Genomic DNA, 14847 nt, shown 5'->3' with positions numbered 1-14847 from the left:
GGGGTTTCTCGCTATGCCGTGTGGGCGTTGCGACGGACCAGCCCGGCCCGTAGAACATTGAGTGCTCCCACTGTGTCGGCGTGCGCCGTGTGTCCGCACGACTGGCAGAGGAAGGTTTCCTGTGTGGGCCGGTTCTCCTTGGAGATGTGCCCGCATTCGGGGCAGGTCCGGGAGGTGTTGCGGGGGTCCACGGCGATCACTTCCCGTCCGGCGCTTTCAGCCTTGGCGTACAGGATCGTCAGGAACACCCCCCATCCGGCGTCGGCAATGCTGCGGTTGAGTCCGGCCTTCGCTGCTGCCCCATTGGGCAGGAATGCGCCCGGCTGCTCGGGGTCGGGCTTCGGTGCGGGGGCCCTGCTCATGTTGCGGATCTCGAGGTCTTCGTGCGCGATGACATCGTGGGCCCGGACCAGGTCGAGCGCGGTCTTGTGCGCGTGGTCGAGCCGCTGGCGGCGGACCTTGCCGTGCAAATGGGCGACCTGGTCCACTGCGCGCTGGTGGTTCCTGGTGCGGTCCTTGGCCTTGCGGCGCGGGAACCTGGACAGGGCCTGCTGTGCGGCTTCGAGTTTCGCAGCAGCGCGGTGGCCGTGGCGCGGGTTGGAGACGAACTCGCCGCCCGAGTCGGCAAGGAAGTTGGCTATGCCCAGGTCGATACCGACCACGCTGCCGGTCGTCGGGAGCGGTTCGGGCTGCTCCTGTTCGGCGGTCAGCACGACGAACCACTTGCGGCCCTCACGCTTGAGGGAGACGGTCTTGACCCTGCCGACCACCGCACGGTGCTGGTTGACCTTGACATGCCCGACTCCTTGCAGCCGCACGCGGGTGACAGGGTCGTGCGCGGTGGAGTCCCACCGGACCCCGTCCCCGTCCTTCGGGAACTCCACCGTGTCGAACCAGCTCACCGAACGAAAGCGCGGATAGCCGGGCGTCTGACCGGACTTGATCCGGCGGAAGAACGCGGCGAACGCTTTGTCCAGCCGGCGCAAAGTGGCCTGCTGCGAGGAGAACGACCAGCGCCCCTGACGCTCAGGATCGAACGCCCTGATGTCCTTCAACTGCCCGGACTGCATCCCGTACCGGACGGTGGTCCTCGATACATGTCGGTAGGCATCCCGTCGTTCCTGTAACGCCCCGTTGTAGAGCGAGCAGTGATCCCGCAGCATCTCGCCAAGCGCGATCTGCTGGCCCGTGGTGGGCCGCATCAGGAACTTGTACGCACGAATCATCCAGCCCACCCCCCATTTTTTGGGTCAGTCCGGTCAACATAGCTGGCGCCACTGACAACGCAGAGAACTCCGGCGCTCCGCGCCTCCGGGCCAGGGATCGCATTCCCGCCCGGCCTGAAGGCCGGGATTCCCCGCGAAGATCAGGGATGGATCGAGCTCGATCGGCGCCATCTCCTCGTCGCGGTGCACCAACGAAGAGGTCTACGTCGTACAGAAGATGGTGCGCGCTGCCTTCGGCAACAACAACATCGACACCTGCGCCCGGGTCTGCCACTCCCCGACGAGATATGGGCCGAAGCAGACCTTTGGTGAGTCGGCGGGCACCCGGGACTTCCGTTCGGTGGCCGAGGCTGATGTGATCATGGTGATCGGGGCGAATCCCACGCACGGGCACCCCGTGTTCGCGTGCGGATGAAGCGCCGGCTGCGCGAGCGCGCCAAGCTCATCGTGGTCGACCCGCGCTGCATCGACCTGGTGCGCTCGCCGCACATCGAGGCGCAGCACCACCTCCAGCTCCGGCCGAGCACGAACGTCGCCGTGGTCAACGCCATGGCGCACGTGGTCGTCACCGAGGGACTGGTCGACCGGTCCTTCGTGGACCAGCGGTGCGAAGGGTTCGACGAGTGGGCGGAGTTCATCGCCCGTCCGGAGAACAGCCCGGAGGTGGTCGACCCGATCACCGTCGTGCCGGCCGAGGAACTGCGGGCCGCCGCCCGGCTGTACGCGGAGGCACCCAACGGGGCCATCTACTACGGCCTCGGTGTCACCGAGCACAACCAGGGTTCGACGATGGTCATAGGGATGGCGATCGGGGTGTCCGGCCCAGTGAAATCATGGTCCGGAGCGGTGATCGGATCGCCCTTGGGACGGTAGGTGCGGCCGGGACGGGCGAACTCGCCGATCGCTTCCTTCTGCTTCGCGTCCACGCTCACCACGGGCAGGCCGCGGGCCAGAAGGAGTTCGGCGGCCGCGTTGATATGCCGGAACTGGGCGTCACGGTCCGGGGACTGCGAGCCGGCCCGGGTCTTGGCCATGCCCTGCAGACTGAACCCCCATCTCCCGCAGCAGCCCGCCGACCACCGGAGCACTGACCGGATGCCCCGCATCGCTCAGCTCTCGGGACAAGTCCCGCAACGACGCCGTCGTCCAGCGCAACGGAGACACCGGATCACCCACCTCCCGCGGCTCGATCAACGCCTCGAGCGCCGGCCGCAGACCAGAGTCCCGCTGAGCAGCCGACCTGCGGCCACCGCCTGGCCGGCGCACCCGGCCCAACGACTCCGTCCCGCCGGTAAGTTCGACGCATCCCCGCGCGACGGTCGACTCCGAGACCTCCGCCAGCCGGGCCACCGCCACGATCCCGCCGTGTCCCAGCGCCTCGGCCTCCGACGCCAGATACAAACGACGCTGCTGCTCATCCAGATGCGGCAACAACGCCGCGAACTTCACGTCCAGGACCGCCAGGTCTTCCTCAGAAATCCCCACAACAGACCACGTATCACGGCACGTACAGCAGCCGCACCGAAACCGTCAGTAATTTACTGACGGCTCCTCACCAGCTGGTCTCCTTCGCGAAATACTTCGCGGCCCTCTGCAGGATCTCCCGCTCGAACTCGAGTTCTTTCACCCGCGCCCGCAGCTGCCGGTTCTCCTTCTCCATCGCGGTGGCCTCGCCCGCCCCGGGCCGGGCCGCCTGCTCGGTATCCCGCACCCATGTGCGGAGCGTCTCGTGGTTGATATCCAGGCCCTTGGCCACCGATGCATACGTCCCACCCGGACTGGCGTGGTGCAGCGCGACGGCGTCCGCCCGGAACTCAGGCGAGTACTTCGACGTCCCCAACGGGAACTCCTGTTCTTCGGATCCTCACGATCCCATGATCAGAGTGTCCACGATCAAGGGGTAACGCCCGTATACGGCCTCCGCACCGCCGCCGCCCGGACGTAGGGCCTGCTGCGCCGGGTAATGCGCTAGTCAATCTTCCTGACACACCCTGGACACCTACTTCCGTCATTCCATACCGTATGCAATCTGTAGTGAAGGACTGAGTACAGGAGCTGTCACAGTCCGGGATGCCGCCCCGGACCCCAGCCGCGCACCACCCCCACCGCATGAAGAGGAAGGCACAGGGAGCGCACGCCACACTCTTTTCACGCAAGGGAAGACAAAGATGTCAGCAATACCCCGTGTGGCTCCCGATCCCTACCGGGAAGTCACCGACGTGAACGGCCGCGTATACCGGGTCGGGGAGACCGACCGGTCCATCCTCGGGAGGCCCCGGAAATGGATGGTCTGGCTCCCATGGATCGCGATGATGGGTGTCAGCGTCTACGAGTACGGCTACAGCTCCGCTGAGGAGGTGCTTAGGAACGCCCACGGGTGGACGCTCACGCAGACCTTCTGGATCGCCGGTCTCTGGGCGGTCTTCCAGGCAGGCGTGGCCTTCCCCGCGGGGCGCCTGCGGGAGACGGGAGTCTTGTCGCCCAGGAGGGCCATGCTCACCGGTGCCGTCCTCTCGGGCCTGGGCATCGTGTCACTCTCGCACCTCGGCAACCCCTACATCGTGATGCTCGGCTACTCGGTGCTGGGTGGGATCGGCGCCGGTCTCGTGTACGCGACCTGTATCAACACGGTCGGCAAGTGGTACCCGGACAACAAGGGCGGCCGCACCGGGTTCGTCAACGGCGGCTTCGCCTACGGAACCCTTCCGCTCATCTTCGTCTTCAACTACTGGTTCCACCCGAGCAACTACAAGTTGATCCTCGACCTGATCGCGCTGGGCATGGTGCTCATCGTGGCCTACTGCGGGTGGTTCTTCAGGGACCCGCCGAAGAGCTGGTGGCCGGCGGACGTGGACCCGCTGAACCGGGGCACGACCGAGGACGCGAAGCGGGTCGCCAGGCGTCTGGCCAAGAACCCGCCGGCCAAGGCCCAGTTCACCACGAAGGAGGCGGTCAAGACCGGGCAGCTGCCGCTGATGTGGTTCGCCTTGGTGCTGATCGGCGGCGTTTCGCTCTTCGGCATCAACTTCCAGGTGCCGTTCGCCAAGAGCCTGGGCTTCGGCCCGCTGGTGGCCGCCTCCTCGGCGGGCGTGCTCGCCGTGGTCAACGGCGTCGGCCGGGCGGCCGTGGGCTGGCTGTCCGACTACCTGGGCCGCCGGACGACGCTGACGCTGGTGCTGGTGGTGGCGGGCGTGGCGCAGTTCGGTGTCCTGTGGTCGGGCCAGGCGCACAACGAACCCCTCTTCCTGCTCTTCGCGTTCATCAACGGCTTCGGCGGTGGCGCCTTCTACCCGCTGTTCGCCTCGATGACGCCGGACTACTTCGGTGAGAACAACAACGCGCAGAACTACGGGGCGGTCTACAGCGCCAAGCTGATCGGCGGTGTGGGCGGCGGTGGTCTGGCTGCCTCGGTGGTCACCGCCTGGGGTTACTCCGGCGCGTATTACCTGGCCGGCGGCATCGCATTCCTCTCCGCGGTGATCACCCTGTTCCTGCGGCAACCCGATGCGCCCCGCCGGAGCGGAGAAGGGCCGGCCGGCCGCGGCACGGCCCTGGCCGAGGTGTCCGGCTGAGGGTCCGAGACCGGGGCCCTGGGACGGGCCCCATCAATCGTGCGCGGGCAAAGGAGCCCGGCCCGGGACAGCGGTAGTTCCGCACCGGGTGCTCGCGTCACGGCAGCGGGGCCGGCCGGTGGGGTGCGCTCCCTGCTCCGCCCGGCCCCGCCCTACGACGGTCCGGGTGCGCTTGCACCCGGACCGTCCGGCGTCGTGGCGGCGGGCCTCAGGTACGCCGGGCGTCGATGGCGGCGGCGATCTGCCGGCAGTAGAAGTCGGTGGTTTGCTGGGTGTGGCGGCGCATCAGTTCCTCGGAAAAGTCCGCGTCGCCCTCGGCGATGGCGTTGATGATGGTGGCGTGCTCGTTCCAGGCGTCCTTGCCGCGGGGCCGGGCGCTGGGCGTGTAGTACCAGCGCACCCGCCGGTCGACCTGGGGGATCAGCTCGGCGAGGACCTTGTTGCGGGACAGTTCGGTGATGAAGCCGTGCAGCGCGGCGTTGGCCTCGACGATGCCCCGTGCGTCGTCCGCCGCCAGGGCGGCGATCCCGGCTTCCTGCAGCTCCCACAGCCGGGCCACGTCCGCCTCGGTGGCGTGCAGCGCGGCGCCGCGCGCGGAGTGCGTCTCCAGTACGGCACGGACGCTGAGGAGTTGCGCGGCCTCTTCCTGCGTGGGGGCGTGGACGAAGGCGCCCTGTGCGGGGCGCAGGTCGACCCATCCGTCGGCCTGCAGTCGCTGCAGGGCTTCGCGTACCGGCTGGCGGCTGACGCCGAGGTGTTCGGCGAGCTCTGCCTCGACCAGGTGCTGGCCGGGTTTGAGGGAGCCGTTGATGATCAGTTCGATCAGGCCCTCGTAGACGGCCTGGCGCAGTGGGGCCGGCCGGGTGACCCGGACGGTGGCTGCCGCGGTGCGTGTGTCGCGCATGGGCCCCCTCATTCGGAATGCGGTTGCCCAACGGAGTCAGGACGAAGATTTTAGTATGCAATCTACTGCAAGGCCAAGACCATGGAGTCGGAGTCCGGAAAGACGGCAACGATCGCCGCACGGGATGACGCCCGATCACCACCGGCAGTCCCACCGACGACCGGGGCACGCATGGACCTGCGACTTCACCGGTGCCACGGCCCCGGCCGCGCCGCCGGACCACTACGCCCCCGGGGCCGCCGCGGCCTGCGGCTCCCGGCGCTGCATGCGGTGGATGGCCGGGTCGGCTGGATCAGCCCGGGGCGCGCGGCGCCGTGGCTCGCGTCGCAGGCGAGAGGCAATCGGGCAAACCGGGTCGTCAGCCGCCGATGGCGGACATCGGGCGCTGGGGCTGAAGGAAGGTCGGGGCGTCGAGCCCGGAGCCGGCGTTCTTGCCCCACATCGTGGCGCGCCACCGTTCGGCGATGTCTTGGTCGGGCGCACCGGAGCGTAGGGCCGTGCGCAGGTCGGATTCCTCGCGGGCGAACAGGCAGTTGCGGACCTGCCCGTCGGCGGTGAGTCGGGTGCGGTCGCAGGCGCGGCAGAACGGCCGGGTGACCGAGGCGATCAACCCGACCCGGGCGGGTCCGCCGTCGACCAGCCAGCGCTCGGCGGGCGCGGAGCCGCGTATGGAGGACACCTCAGGGGTGAGGGTGAAGCGGGCGGAAAGTTTCTCGAGGATCTCGGCGGCGGTGACCATATCCTTGCGCTGCCAGCCGTGCTGGGCGTCCAGCGGCATCTGTTCGATGAAGCGCAGTTCGTAGTTGTGCTGAAGGGCCCAGCCGAGCAGGTCGCAGGCCTCGTCGTCGTTGATGTCGCGCATGAGTACCGAATTGACCTTGACTGGGGTGAGGCCGGCCTCGTGGGCTGCGGTCAGGCCGTCGATGACGTCGTGGTGCCGGTTGCGGCGGGTGAGGGTGTGGAAGACCTCGGGACGCAGGGTGTCGAGGGAGACGTTGACCCGGTCCAGCCCGGCGGTGCGCAGAGCTTTGGCGGTGCGGGCCAGGCCGATACCGTTGGTGGTCAGGGAGAGCTTGGGACGCGGGTTGAGGGCGGCGCAGCGCTCGACGATGCCGACCAGGCCCGGGCGGAGCAACGGCTCGCCGCCGGTGAAGCGCACCTCGGTGACGCCCAGATCCGTCGCCGCGATCGAGACCAGTCGCACGATCTCGTCATCGGTGAGCAGTTCGGGCTTGGCCAGCCACTGCAAGCCCTCTTCCGGCATGCAATAGGTGCACCGCAGATTGCATCGGTCGGTCAGCGAAACCCGCAGATCGGTGGCGATCCGACCATAGGTATCTATCAACACGGTTCTGTCTTTCCCTTGGGGCGACGTCGTGGTGGTGGGACGGGTATGCCGCGGCTTCCCCGCCCCACTGCCCAGTCAGCCGCGACGACATCCACGAAGCTTGCGTCAGGCGCGTCAGGCGCGTCAGGCGGGCGTGGGCTGGGCTGTACGGGGGCCCGACCGCGGCGCCGCGGACCCGGAGTCCGCTGAGGTCAGCGCGCGCAGGATGTCCTCCACGCTCTGCTTGGCGTCACCGAAGAGCATGCGGCTGTTCTCGCGGAAGAACAGCGGGTTCTGCACGCCCGCGTAGCCCGAGGCCATGGACCGCTTGAAGACGATGACGTTCTCGGCCTCCCAGACCCGCAGCACCGGCATGCCGGCGATGGGGCTGGACGGGTCCTCGGTCGCCGCCGGGTTGACCGTGTCGTTGGCACCGATGACCAGCACCACCGTGGTGTCGCCGAAGTCGTCGTTGATCTCGTCCATCTCCAGTACGACGTCGTAGGGCACCTTGGCTTCGGCCAGCAGCACGTTCATGTGTCCCGGAAGCCGTCCGGCCACCGGGTGCACGCCGAACCGCACCTCCACCCCGCGCTCGCGCAGGACCTGGGTCAGTTCGGCCACCGGGTGCTGTGCCTGGGCCACCGCCATGCCGTACCCCGGGGTGATGATCACCGACGTGGCGCTCTCCAGCAGCTCCGCGGTCTCCTCGGCGCTGGTCTCGCGGTGGTCGCCCTGCTCGGTGTCGCCGCCTGTCACCGCCTTGACGCCGAATCCGCCCGCGATCACCGAGATGAAGGACCGGTTCATCGCCTTGCACATGATGTACGACAGATACGCGCCGGAGGAGCCGACCAGCGCGCCGGTGACGATGAGCAGGTTGTTGTTCAGCAGGAAGCCCGCCGCCGCTGCCGCCCACCCCGAGTAGCTGTTGAGCATCGAGACCACGACGGGCATGTCACCACCGCCGATGGAGGCGACGAGGTGCCAGCCCAGAGCGAGCGCCAGGACGGTGACGGCGATCATCAGGCCGAGGCTCGGGCTCACCGCGAACCAGATCGTCAGAGCCACGAAGGCGGCCAGCGCACCGAGGTTGAGGGCGTTCTTGCCCGGCAGCGTCAGCGGCCTGGACTTGATCCGCGCCGACAACTTCAGGAAGGCGATGATCGAACCGGTGAAGGTGACCGCGCCGATGAAGATGCCGATGAACACCTCGGCGTGGTGGATCCGCAGCAGGTCGTGGGCTATCCGGGTCTGCGTGGAGCCGTACGCCTCGACCTCGTAGTAGCTGTTCCAGCCGATCAGCACCGCGGCCAGCCCGACGAGGCTGTGCAGGACGGCGATGAGCTCCGGCATCTGGGTCATCTCCACCTCGCGGGCCCGCCACAGGCCCACGGCGCCGCCGATCACCGTGGCGACGACGATCAGCGTGACGGCGCCGGCCGAGATGTCCCGCCCGGCGACGATGACGGTGGCGACGAGCGCCAGCGCCATGCCTCCGATGCCGTACGCCACCCCGACGCGGGCGGTGCGGTGCTGGGAGAGCCCGGCCAGGCTGAAGATGAACAACAGCGCGGCGACGAGATCGGCGGCCTGGGTGGCCGTGGTTGTGTTCATCGATCCTCAGCCTTTCGAGAACATGCCGAGCATGCGGTGGGTGACGGCGAATCCTCCGAAGATGTTCACGGTGGTCAGCATGATCGCCGCGAACGACAGCACGCTGACGGCCACCGAGTCGTGGCCGATCTGCAGCAGCGCACCGACCACCACGATCCCGGAGATCGCGTTGGTAACCGACATCAGCGGGGTGTGCAGGGCGTGATGGACCTTCCCGATCACGTAGTAGCCGATGACCACGGCCAGCGCGAACACCGTGAAGTTCCCGGCGAGTTGGGCGGGGGAGAAGGCGATGAGGAGGAACATCGCGATCACGCCGAGGCCGATGAGACCGTAGCGGGCGGCCGGCGAGAGGCGGGGCTCCTTCGCCTGCGGAGCCGTGGTCGGCGTGGCAGCCGGCTGCACGGGCGCGGCCGACACCTGGACGGGCGGCGGCGGCCAGGTCTTCTCGCCGTCCCGCACCACTGTCACGGACCGCTGCACGATGTCATCGAAGTCCAGCGTCAACTGCCCGTCCTTGGCGGGCGTGAGCAGCTTCAGCAGGTTGACGAGGTTGGTCCCGTACAGCTGCGATGCCTGGGCGGGCAGCCTGCTGGGGAGGTCGGTGTAGCCGATGATCGTCACGTCGTTGTCGGTGACGATCGCCTTCCCGGTGACCGTGCCCTCCGCATTGCCGCCCTGCGCTGCGGCCATGTCCACGATGACGCTGCCGGGCTTCATGGACGCCACGTCCGCCGCCGTGATCAGCCGGGGTGCCGGGCGGCCGGGGATCAGCGCGGTGGTGATGATGATGTCGACGTCCGCGGCCTGCTCGCTGTATATCTCCGCGGCGCGCCGGTCGTACGCCTCGGACGTCGCCTTGGCGTACCCGTCGGTGCCGGATTCCTGCTCCACCTCGACGGCGAGGAACTCACCGCCCAGCGAGCGGACCTGGTCGGCGACCTCGGCCCGTGGATCGGTGGCCCGCACTACCGCGCCCAGGCTGCCGGCCGCGCCGATCGCCGCGAGACCGGCTACACCTGCACCGGCCACCAGGACCTTGGCGGGCGGCACCTTGCCTGCTGCGGTGACCTGGCCGGTGAAGAACCGTCCGAAGACGTGCGCCGCCTCGATCACCGCCCGGTACCCGGCGATGTTGGCCATCGAGCTGAGCACGTCCATCGACTGGGCCCGGGAGATGCGGGGCACGGCGTCCATCGACAGGACGGTGATCGGCCGCCGCGCGAGCTCGTCCAACAGGTCGGAGTTCAACGCGGGGGCGATCAGCCCCACCAGGGTCGCCCCGTCACGCAGCTTCTCTATCTCCTCGTGCGAGGGCGCGTTGACCTTCAGGACGACATCCGCCTGCCAGGCGTCGCCGATCCGTGCGCCCGCCTCGGCGTAGGCCTCGTCGGAGAACCCCGAGGCCGTTCCGGCCTCCGATTCCACGATGACCTCGTAGCCAAGTCCCAGGAGCCGGCGGACACTGTCCGGTGTGGCCGCCACCCGGGTCTCCCCGGAGGTGGACTCAGTGACGACACCGATCTGCTGTGGTGGTGAATCCGGCATTGCTCTCCTTTTCCGTCTTTTCCGACTGGCATCACGGCGGCGTTGCCGGCCGAGTCGTTGCCCGCAATGCGACTGCCCCGGCCACCCGTTGCGACCTGGGCCTTCACCTGCCGGCGGACGTGCTCAGCGGCGCATGCCTCCTGACTGCGTACTGGTTACGATGCCCGGTCAGCACCGGCACGGCATGTACGGCGAAGCGGGCGAGGATGCTCGACGGCATGTGTATGCATGATCGGTTCGGCTACCTTCGTGAGGCGTTGGAGCCGGCTCGGGTCGACATCGGTCTGGGGTGAGCCCACTACCCCGAGCGTGCATCCTTCTGCGAGAGCACTGCATACAGTATACATTATGCATACAGTATTCACCCCCCTCAGAATCGAGAGGAGCCGCTGTGAAAATTGCAGTCCTCGGAGCCGGTGCGATCGGCGCCTACGTCGGAGCGGCACTGCACCGTGGTGGCGCTGACGTCCACCTGATCGCCCGAGGTGAGCATCTGCGTGCGATACGTGCTCATGGGGTCCGGGTGAACAGTCCGCGCGGCGACTTCGTGGCGCGACCGAACGCCACGGACGACCCGAGCCAGATTGGTCCCGTGGACTATGTGTTCCTGGGACTGAAGGCACATGCCTACTCGTCCTCCGGATCGCTGGTCGCCCCGCTGTTCGGTGACCGGACCGCGGTGGTGGCCGGCCAGAACGGCATTCCATGGTGGTACTTCCACAAACTGGCCGGTCCCTATGGGGGGCGGCAGATCGAGGCGGTCGACCCGGGTGGCGCCACCAGCAAGGTGCTGCCACCGGAACGGGCGATCGGCTGTGTGGTCTACCCCGCAACGGTCATCGAAGCCCCCGGTGTCATCCGGCATCTGGAGGGCACCCGGTTCTCCATCGGTGAGCCGGCGGGCGGAACCTCCGACCGGTGCACGGCCTTGAGCGAGGCCATGATCGCAGGCGGGTTGAAGTGCCCGGTGGAGCCGAATCTGCGCGACGACATCTGGATCAAGCTGATGGGCAACGTCGCATTCAATCCGATCAGCGCCCTCACCAGGGCGACGATGGTCGAAATCTGCCGGCACCCGCCCACCCGGCGGCTGGTCGCCCAACTCATGGAGGAGACCCTCGACATCGCGGCCAGGGTCGGCAGCACTCCGGACATCTCGATCGAGAAGCGGCTGCGGGGTGCGGAGGGAGTGGGACACCACAAGACCTCGATGCTTCAGGACCTGGAGGCCGGCAAGCAGTTGGAACTCGACGCCATCGTGACAGCGGTGGTGGAGATGGCTGACATCTCCGGCGCTGAAGCGCCCATGTTGCGTGCGGTCCACGCTGCCACCGACCTGCTGGCGCGACGCTCTACGGCAGGTTCGGGGAACGGCGGCGCCGTGCAGAAGGCAGTGCTCGCCTAAAGCGGGATGTCGCGTATGCACCGGGAATACCGACAGATCGCCGGTCCGCTGTCCGGACGATCGCTGAGATGGTGCGGTCTCTGGCCCCGTCGCGACTGCGTCGGGGCCAGAGGCCGGATCGGGGCGACCCGGCGCCCCGAGGCTGTCTCCACCGCCATTGGCACCCGTACGGGGTGACGTCCCGCAGCCGCCGCACCGGCTTCGCGGGCACGAGTCAGGGCCGCGATGCTGCTCTCGGTAAGCTTGGCTGGTCACACCGCAACCAGCTTGTCCGTCGTCGGCCGCCCGGGGACGTTCTTCACTTGCGGGGCGTTGACCAGCCGACACCGACGGCCTTGCGACTCCAGCAGGAAGTGCTGGCGCAGCCGCGGCCCCAGGCAGAGAGGAGTCGTTCGTGCTGTTCCGCCAGCTGGAGTACTTCGTGGCGGTGGCCAGGGAGCGGCACTTCGCCCGGGCGGCGGAGTCCTGTTACGTGTCGCAGCCCGCGCTCTCGGCGGCGATCGCCAAGCTCGAGCGGGAGCTGAACGTCACGCTGATCAACCGCGGGCACAACTACCAGGGTCTCACCCCGGAGGGCGAGCGGCTCGTGGTCTGGGCCAAGCGGATCCTCGCCGAGCAGGAGGCGTTCAAGGCCGAGGTGGCCGCCGTCCAGTCGGGCATCACGGGCACACTGCGGCTGGGCACCGAACCCACCGCGTCCACCACCCTGGTCCTCCCCGTCGCCGCGTTCTGCGCGGCCCACCCGCTGGCCAAAGTGCAGGTCCGCTCCCGGTTGTCGACGACGGAGCTGCACCGCCAGCTGCTCGCGTTCGAGCTGGACGCCGCGATTGCGCACTTCGCCCCGCACGACCGGGAGAGCCTGCAGGTGATGCCGCTGTACGAGGAGAGGTACATGCTCCTCGCGTCCAGCGACCAGCTCCTGCCGCAGACCGACACCATGAGGTGGGCGGACGCGGCTACGCTGCCGCTCGCGCTGCTGACGCCCGACATGAGGATTCGCCAGGTCATCGACAGCGCGTTCGCCGAGAGCGGGGTCACGGTGACCCCGCAGGTGGAGACGGACTCGGTGGCCGCCCTCTATGCCAGCGTGGGCGCCGGCGCGGCTGCGAGCATCCTGCCGCACACGTGGCTGCAGGCCATGCCGATGATCGGGCGGATGCGGGCCGTGCGCCTGGTCGAGCCGGACGCCAGAGCGCAGGTGTCGGTGGCGATCCACGCCGCGACCCCCGGCTCGGTCGCGGCCCGGGCGTTCATGAACGCGGCAGCGGGCTTGTCGCTGGACGAGTTCTTCGACGAGCCGCTGACGGCCGAGCACCGCGTCAGGTGAGACCGGACCCGCGGGGTCAGTGCGCGTACAGGGCGTCCACCGCCGCCCGGTCCAGCCCTCCCTTGGCCGTGTGCGGGAGCGAGGCGACGATCCGAATCCGGTCGGGGACCTCGAAGGGGGCCAGGCGGCCGCGGCAGTACCGCAGGATCTCCTCGGCCCCGGTCCCCTCGCCCCCGGACAGGACCACGGCGGCGGCGACCCGTTGCCCGTACGTCGCGTCGGGTACGGCGAACACGGCGGCCTCGGCGACCCCCGGGCATCCGGCGAGGATGTCCTCGACGTGCTCCGGCGAGATCTTCTCGCCTCCTCGGTTGATGAGGTTCTTGATGCGCCCGGTGAGGAACAGGTAGCCGTCCTCGTCCAGTGAGCCCAGGTCGCCGGTGCGGAACCAGCCGTCGGCGAAACTGTGCGCCGTCTCGGCCGGGTTGCCGAGATAGCCGCGCGCCACCGTGGGGCCCTGCACCCACACCTCGCCCTCGGCGCCAGCTGGGCACGGCCGCCCGTCCTGGTCCAGGACACGGAGGTCCACCCCAGTCGCCCGGCCGACCGAACCGTGCTTCAGCGGCCCGTGGTGCGGCAGCGGCTCACTGGTCGCCTGATGCGCGGCCTCCGTCATGCCGTACGCCGACAGCAGGGGTGCGCCGAGCGTGCGCTCCAGCGCCCGCTGGGTGGCCGTGTTGAGGGGGGCGCTGCAACTGCGCACGAACCGCAGCGACGGGACGCGCGGGTCCGTGAAGTCCTTCGCCGACCGCTCCAGGAGGATCTCGTGGATGGTCGGGACCGCGGTGAACCACGTGGCGCCCGCGACCCGCATGTCGTCCCAGAAGGTGTGCGCCGAGAACCGTCCCCGCTCCGGCAGCAGCACGCAGCCTCCGCTCGCCAGGGTGGACAGCAGCGCGGCGAACAGCCCGTGCCCGTGGAAGAGCGGCATCGCCGCGACCGTCGCGTCGCCCGGCCCCAGCTCGTACGTGGCGCAGATGCCCCGTACGGAGGCGGCCACGTTGGCGTGCGTCAGTGGGACCATCTTGGCCCGGTCGGTGGTCCCCGCGGTGAACAGCACCAGGGCGTCGTGGCCCGACAGCTCGTCCGCCGCGCCCTGTACGCGGGGCACCGCACCGGCGCCGGTCTCCAGCGCGGCCGTGGCCGTCCCGGCGCGGGAGACGTCCACGCGCAGGGTCCAGGCGGGGACACGGGCCCAGACGGCCGGCGGCGCGGCGCCGCCCGCCGGCGGACCGAGCAGGATGGCCCGTACCCCCAGCGCCTCCAGCCGGGCAGACATCTGCGACTCGGGGAGAGCCGGGTCCACCGGGGCGACCACCAGCCCGGCCCGCGCCCCGCCCAGGAGCGCCACGACGAACTCCGCAGTGTTGGCGCAGACGAGGCCGACCGCGTCCCCCCGGCGCAGCCCCGTGCCGGCGAGGCGCGCGGCCATGCCGTCGGCCAGGTGGTCGAGGGCGCCGTAGGAGAGCTCCATACGGTCGCCGGTGACGATGAGCGCGCGAGCGTGCGGACGGTCGCGCACCTGCCGGTCGAGGAGATCGGTGAGGCCCGTGATCGCTGGCGGCCGGTACCGGTCGGGGTCGCGCACGGATGCAGTGGCCGGAACGGCCATGACCGCACCTCCTCGCGCCAGGGATGTTGAGCCGTCCCCAGCGAGACTGGGCGGGGTGTGAAGTGTCCGTCCAATACGCACTGGTGAACAGCCGATAGCGGAGGTCTATCAACGGAGCCCCGGACCCCGTGGCGTGCCTCGATAGATGCTGTTTATCGGCTGGTCGCCGATAGGTCTTGGACGTGGGGAGACGGGCTGCGGAAGGTGAGATGAGAAGCCGCACTGCATGACTTTGTCCAAGGAGGACCTCGGACCATGACCGCCCCCTCACCACTGGAGACAGCGGCGAACGCCGACGTACCGGCCGAG

General features: G+C 69.0%; 10 protein-coding genes and 2 pseudogenes. 4 read left to right on the top strand and 8 right to left on the bottom strand.

Annotated elements, in window-relative coordinates:
- Positions 1-11 precede the first annotated feature (11 nt).
- Positions 12-1226, bottom strand: a complete 1215-nt coding sequence (locus tag ACWCP8_RS29880) for an RNA-guided endonuclease InsQ/TnpB family protein (protein ID WP_451119205.1) — start codon at positions 1224-1226, stop codon at positions 12-14.
- A gap of 139 nt (positions 1227-1365) precedes the next feature.
- On the opposite strand from ACWCP8_RS29880, the pseudogene ACWCP8_RS29875 reads away from it, so the two are divergent.
- Positions 1366-2099: pseudogene (locus ACWCP8_RS29875) on the top strand (molybdopterin-dependent oxidoreductase).
- Here ACWCP8_RS29875 and ACWCP8_RS29870 read toward each other — a convergent pair.
- Together ACWCP8_RS29870 and ACWCP8_RS29865 are read right to left on the bottom strand one after the other, a co-directional pair.
- Positions 2009-2705, bottom strand: a pseudogene (locus ACWCP8_RS29870) (ISAzo13 family transposase); the annotation flags it as partial. The pseudogenes ACWCP8_RS29875 and ACWCP8_RS29870 overlap by 91 nt on opposite strands.
- A 73-nt stretch (positions 2706-2778) precedes the next feature.
- On the bottom strand, positions 2779-3066 hold the full coding sequence (locus ACWCP8_RS29865) for a transposase (RefSeq protein WP_451119203.1): 288 nt from the start codon (positions 3064-3066) through the stop codon (positions 2779-2781).
- Positions 3067-3394: 328 nt separating this feature from the next.
- On the opposite strand from ACWCP8_RS29865, the gene ACWCP8_RS29860 reads away from it, so the two are divergent.
- Positions 3395-4798: an OFA family MFS transporter gene (locus tag ACWCP8_RS29860; RefSeq protein WP_451119201.1), complete on the top strand. Its 1404-nt coding sequence runs from the start codon at positions 3395-3397 to the stop codon at positions 4796-4798.
- Positions 4799-5006: 208 nt separating this feature from the next.
- Here ACWCP8_RS29860 and ACWCP8_RS29855 read toward each other — a convergent pair whose 3' ends face one another.
- The 4 genes from ACWCP8_RS29855 to ACWCP8_RS29840 all read right to left on the bottom strand — a co-directional run bounded on the left by ACWCP8_RS29855 (position 5007) and on the right by ACWCP8_RS29840 (position 10194).
- On the bottom strand, positions 5007-5702 hold the full coding sequence (locus tag ACWCP8_RS29855; protein ID WP_352272462.1) for a GntR family transcriptional regulator: 696 nt from the start codon (positions 5700-5702) through the stop codon (positions 5007-5009).
- A 358-nt stretch (positions 5703-6060) separates the two neighbouring features.
- On the bottom strand, positions 6061-7050 hold the full coding sequence (gene moaA / locus ACWCP8_RS29850) for a GTP 3',8-cyclase MoaA (protein WP_451119198.1): 990 nt from the start codon (positions 7048-7050) through the stop codon (positions 6061-6063).
- Positions 7051-7173: 123 nt separating this feature from the next.
- A complete protein-coding gene (gene pntB / locus ACWCP8_RS29845) occupies positions 7174-8646 on the bottom strand; it encodes a Re/Si-specific NAD(P)(+) transhydrogenase subunit beta (protein ID WP_451119196.1) in 1473 nt (490 codons plus the stop codon).
- A gap of 6 nt (positions 8647-8652) precedes the next feature.
- Positions 8653-10194: a Re/Si-specific NAD(P)(+) transhydrogenase subunit alpha gene (locus ACWCP8_RS29840; protein WP_451119194.1), complete on the bottom strand. Its 1542-nt coding sequence runs from the start codon at positions 10192-10194 to the stop codon at positions 8653-8655.
- 391 nt (positions 10195-10585) lie between these two features.
- On the opposite strand from ACWCP8_RS29840, the gene ACWCP8_RS29835 reads away from it, so the two are divergent.
- Both ACWCP8_RS29835 and ACWCP8_RS29830 read left to right on the top strand, forming a co-directional pair.
- Positions 10586-11599: a 2-dehydropantoate 2-reductase gene (locus ACWCP8_RS29835; protein WP_352272469.1), complete on the top strand. Its 1014-nt coding sequence runs from the start codon at positions 10586-10588 to the stop codon at positions 11597-11599.
- Between the two features lie 394 nt (positions 11600-11993).
- On the top strand, positions 11994-12926 hold the full coding sequence (locus tag ACWCP8_RS29830; RefSeq protein ID WP_352272471.1) for a LysR family transcriptional regulator: 933 nt from the start codon (positions 11994-11996) through the stop codon (positions 12924-12926).
- 16 nt (positions 12927-12942) lie between these two features.
- Here ACWCP8_RS29830 and ACWCP8_RS29825 read toward each other — a convergent pair whose 3' ends face one another.
- Complete coding sequence (locus ACWCP8_RS29825) at positions 12943-14538, bottom strand: FadD7 family fatty acid--CoA ligase (protein WP_451119191.1); 1596 nt, start codon at positions 14536-14538, stop codon at positions 12943-12945.
- Positions 14539-14847: the final 309 nt, after the last annotated feature.

This window comes from Streptomyces sp. NPDC002206 (assembly GCF_053593595.1).
Note: the sequence above shows the minus strand (reverse complement) of the source record. Positions and strands in the feature narration are given on the sequence as shown.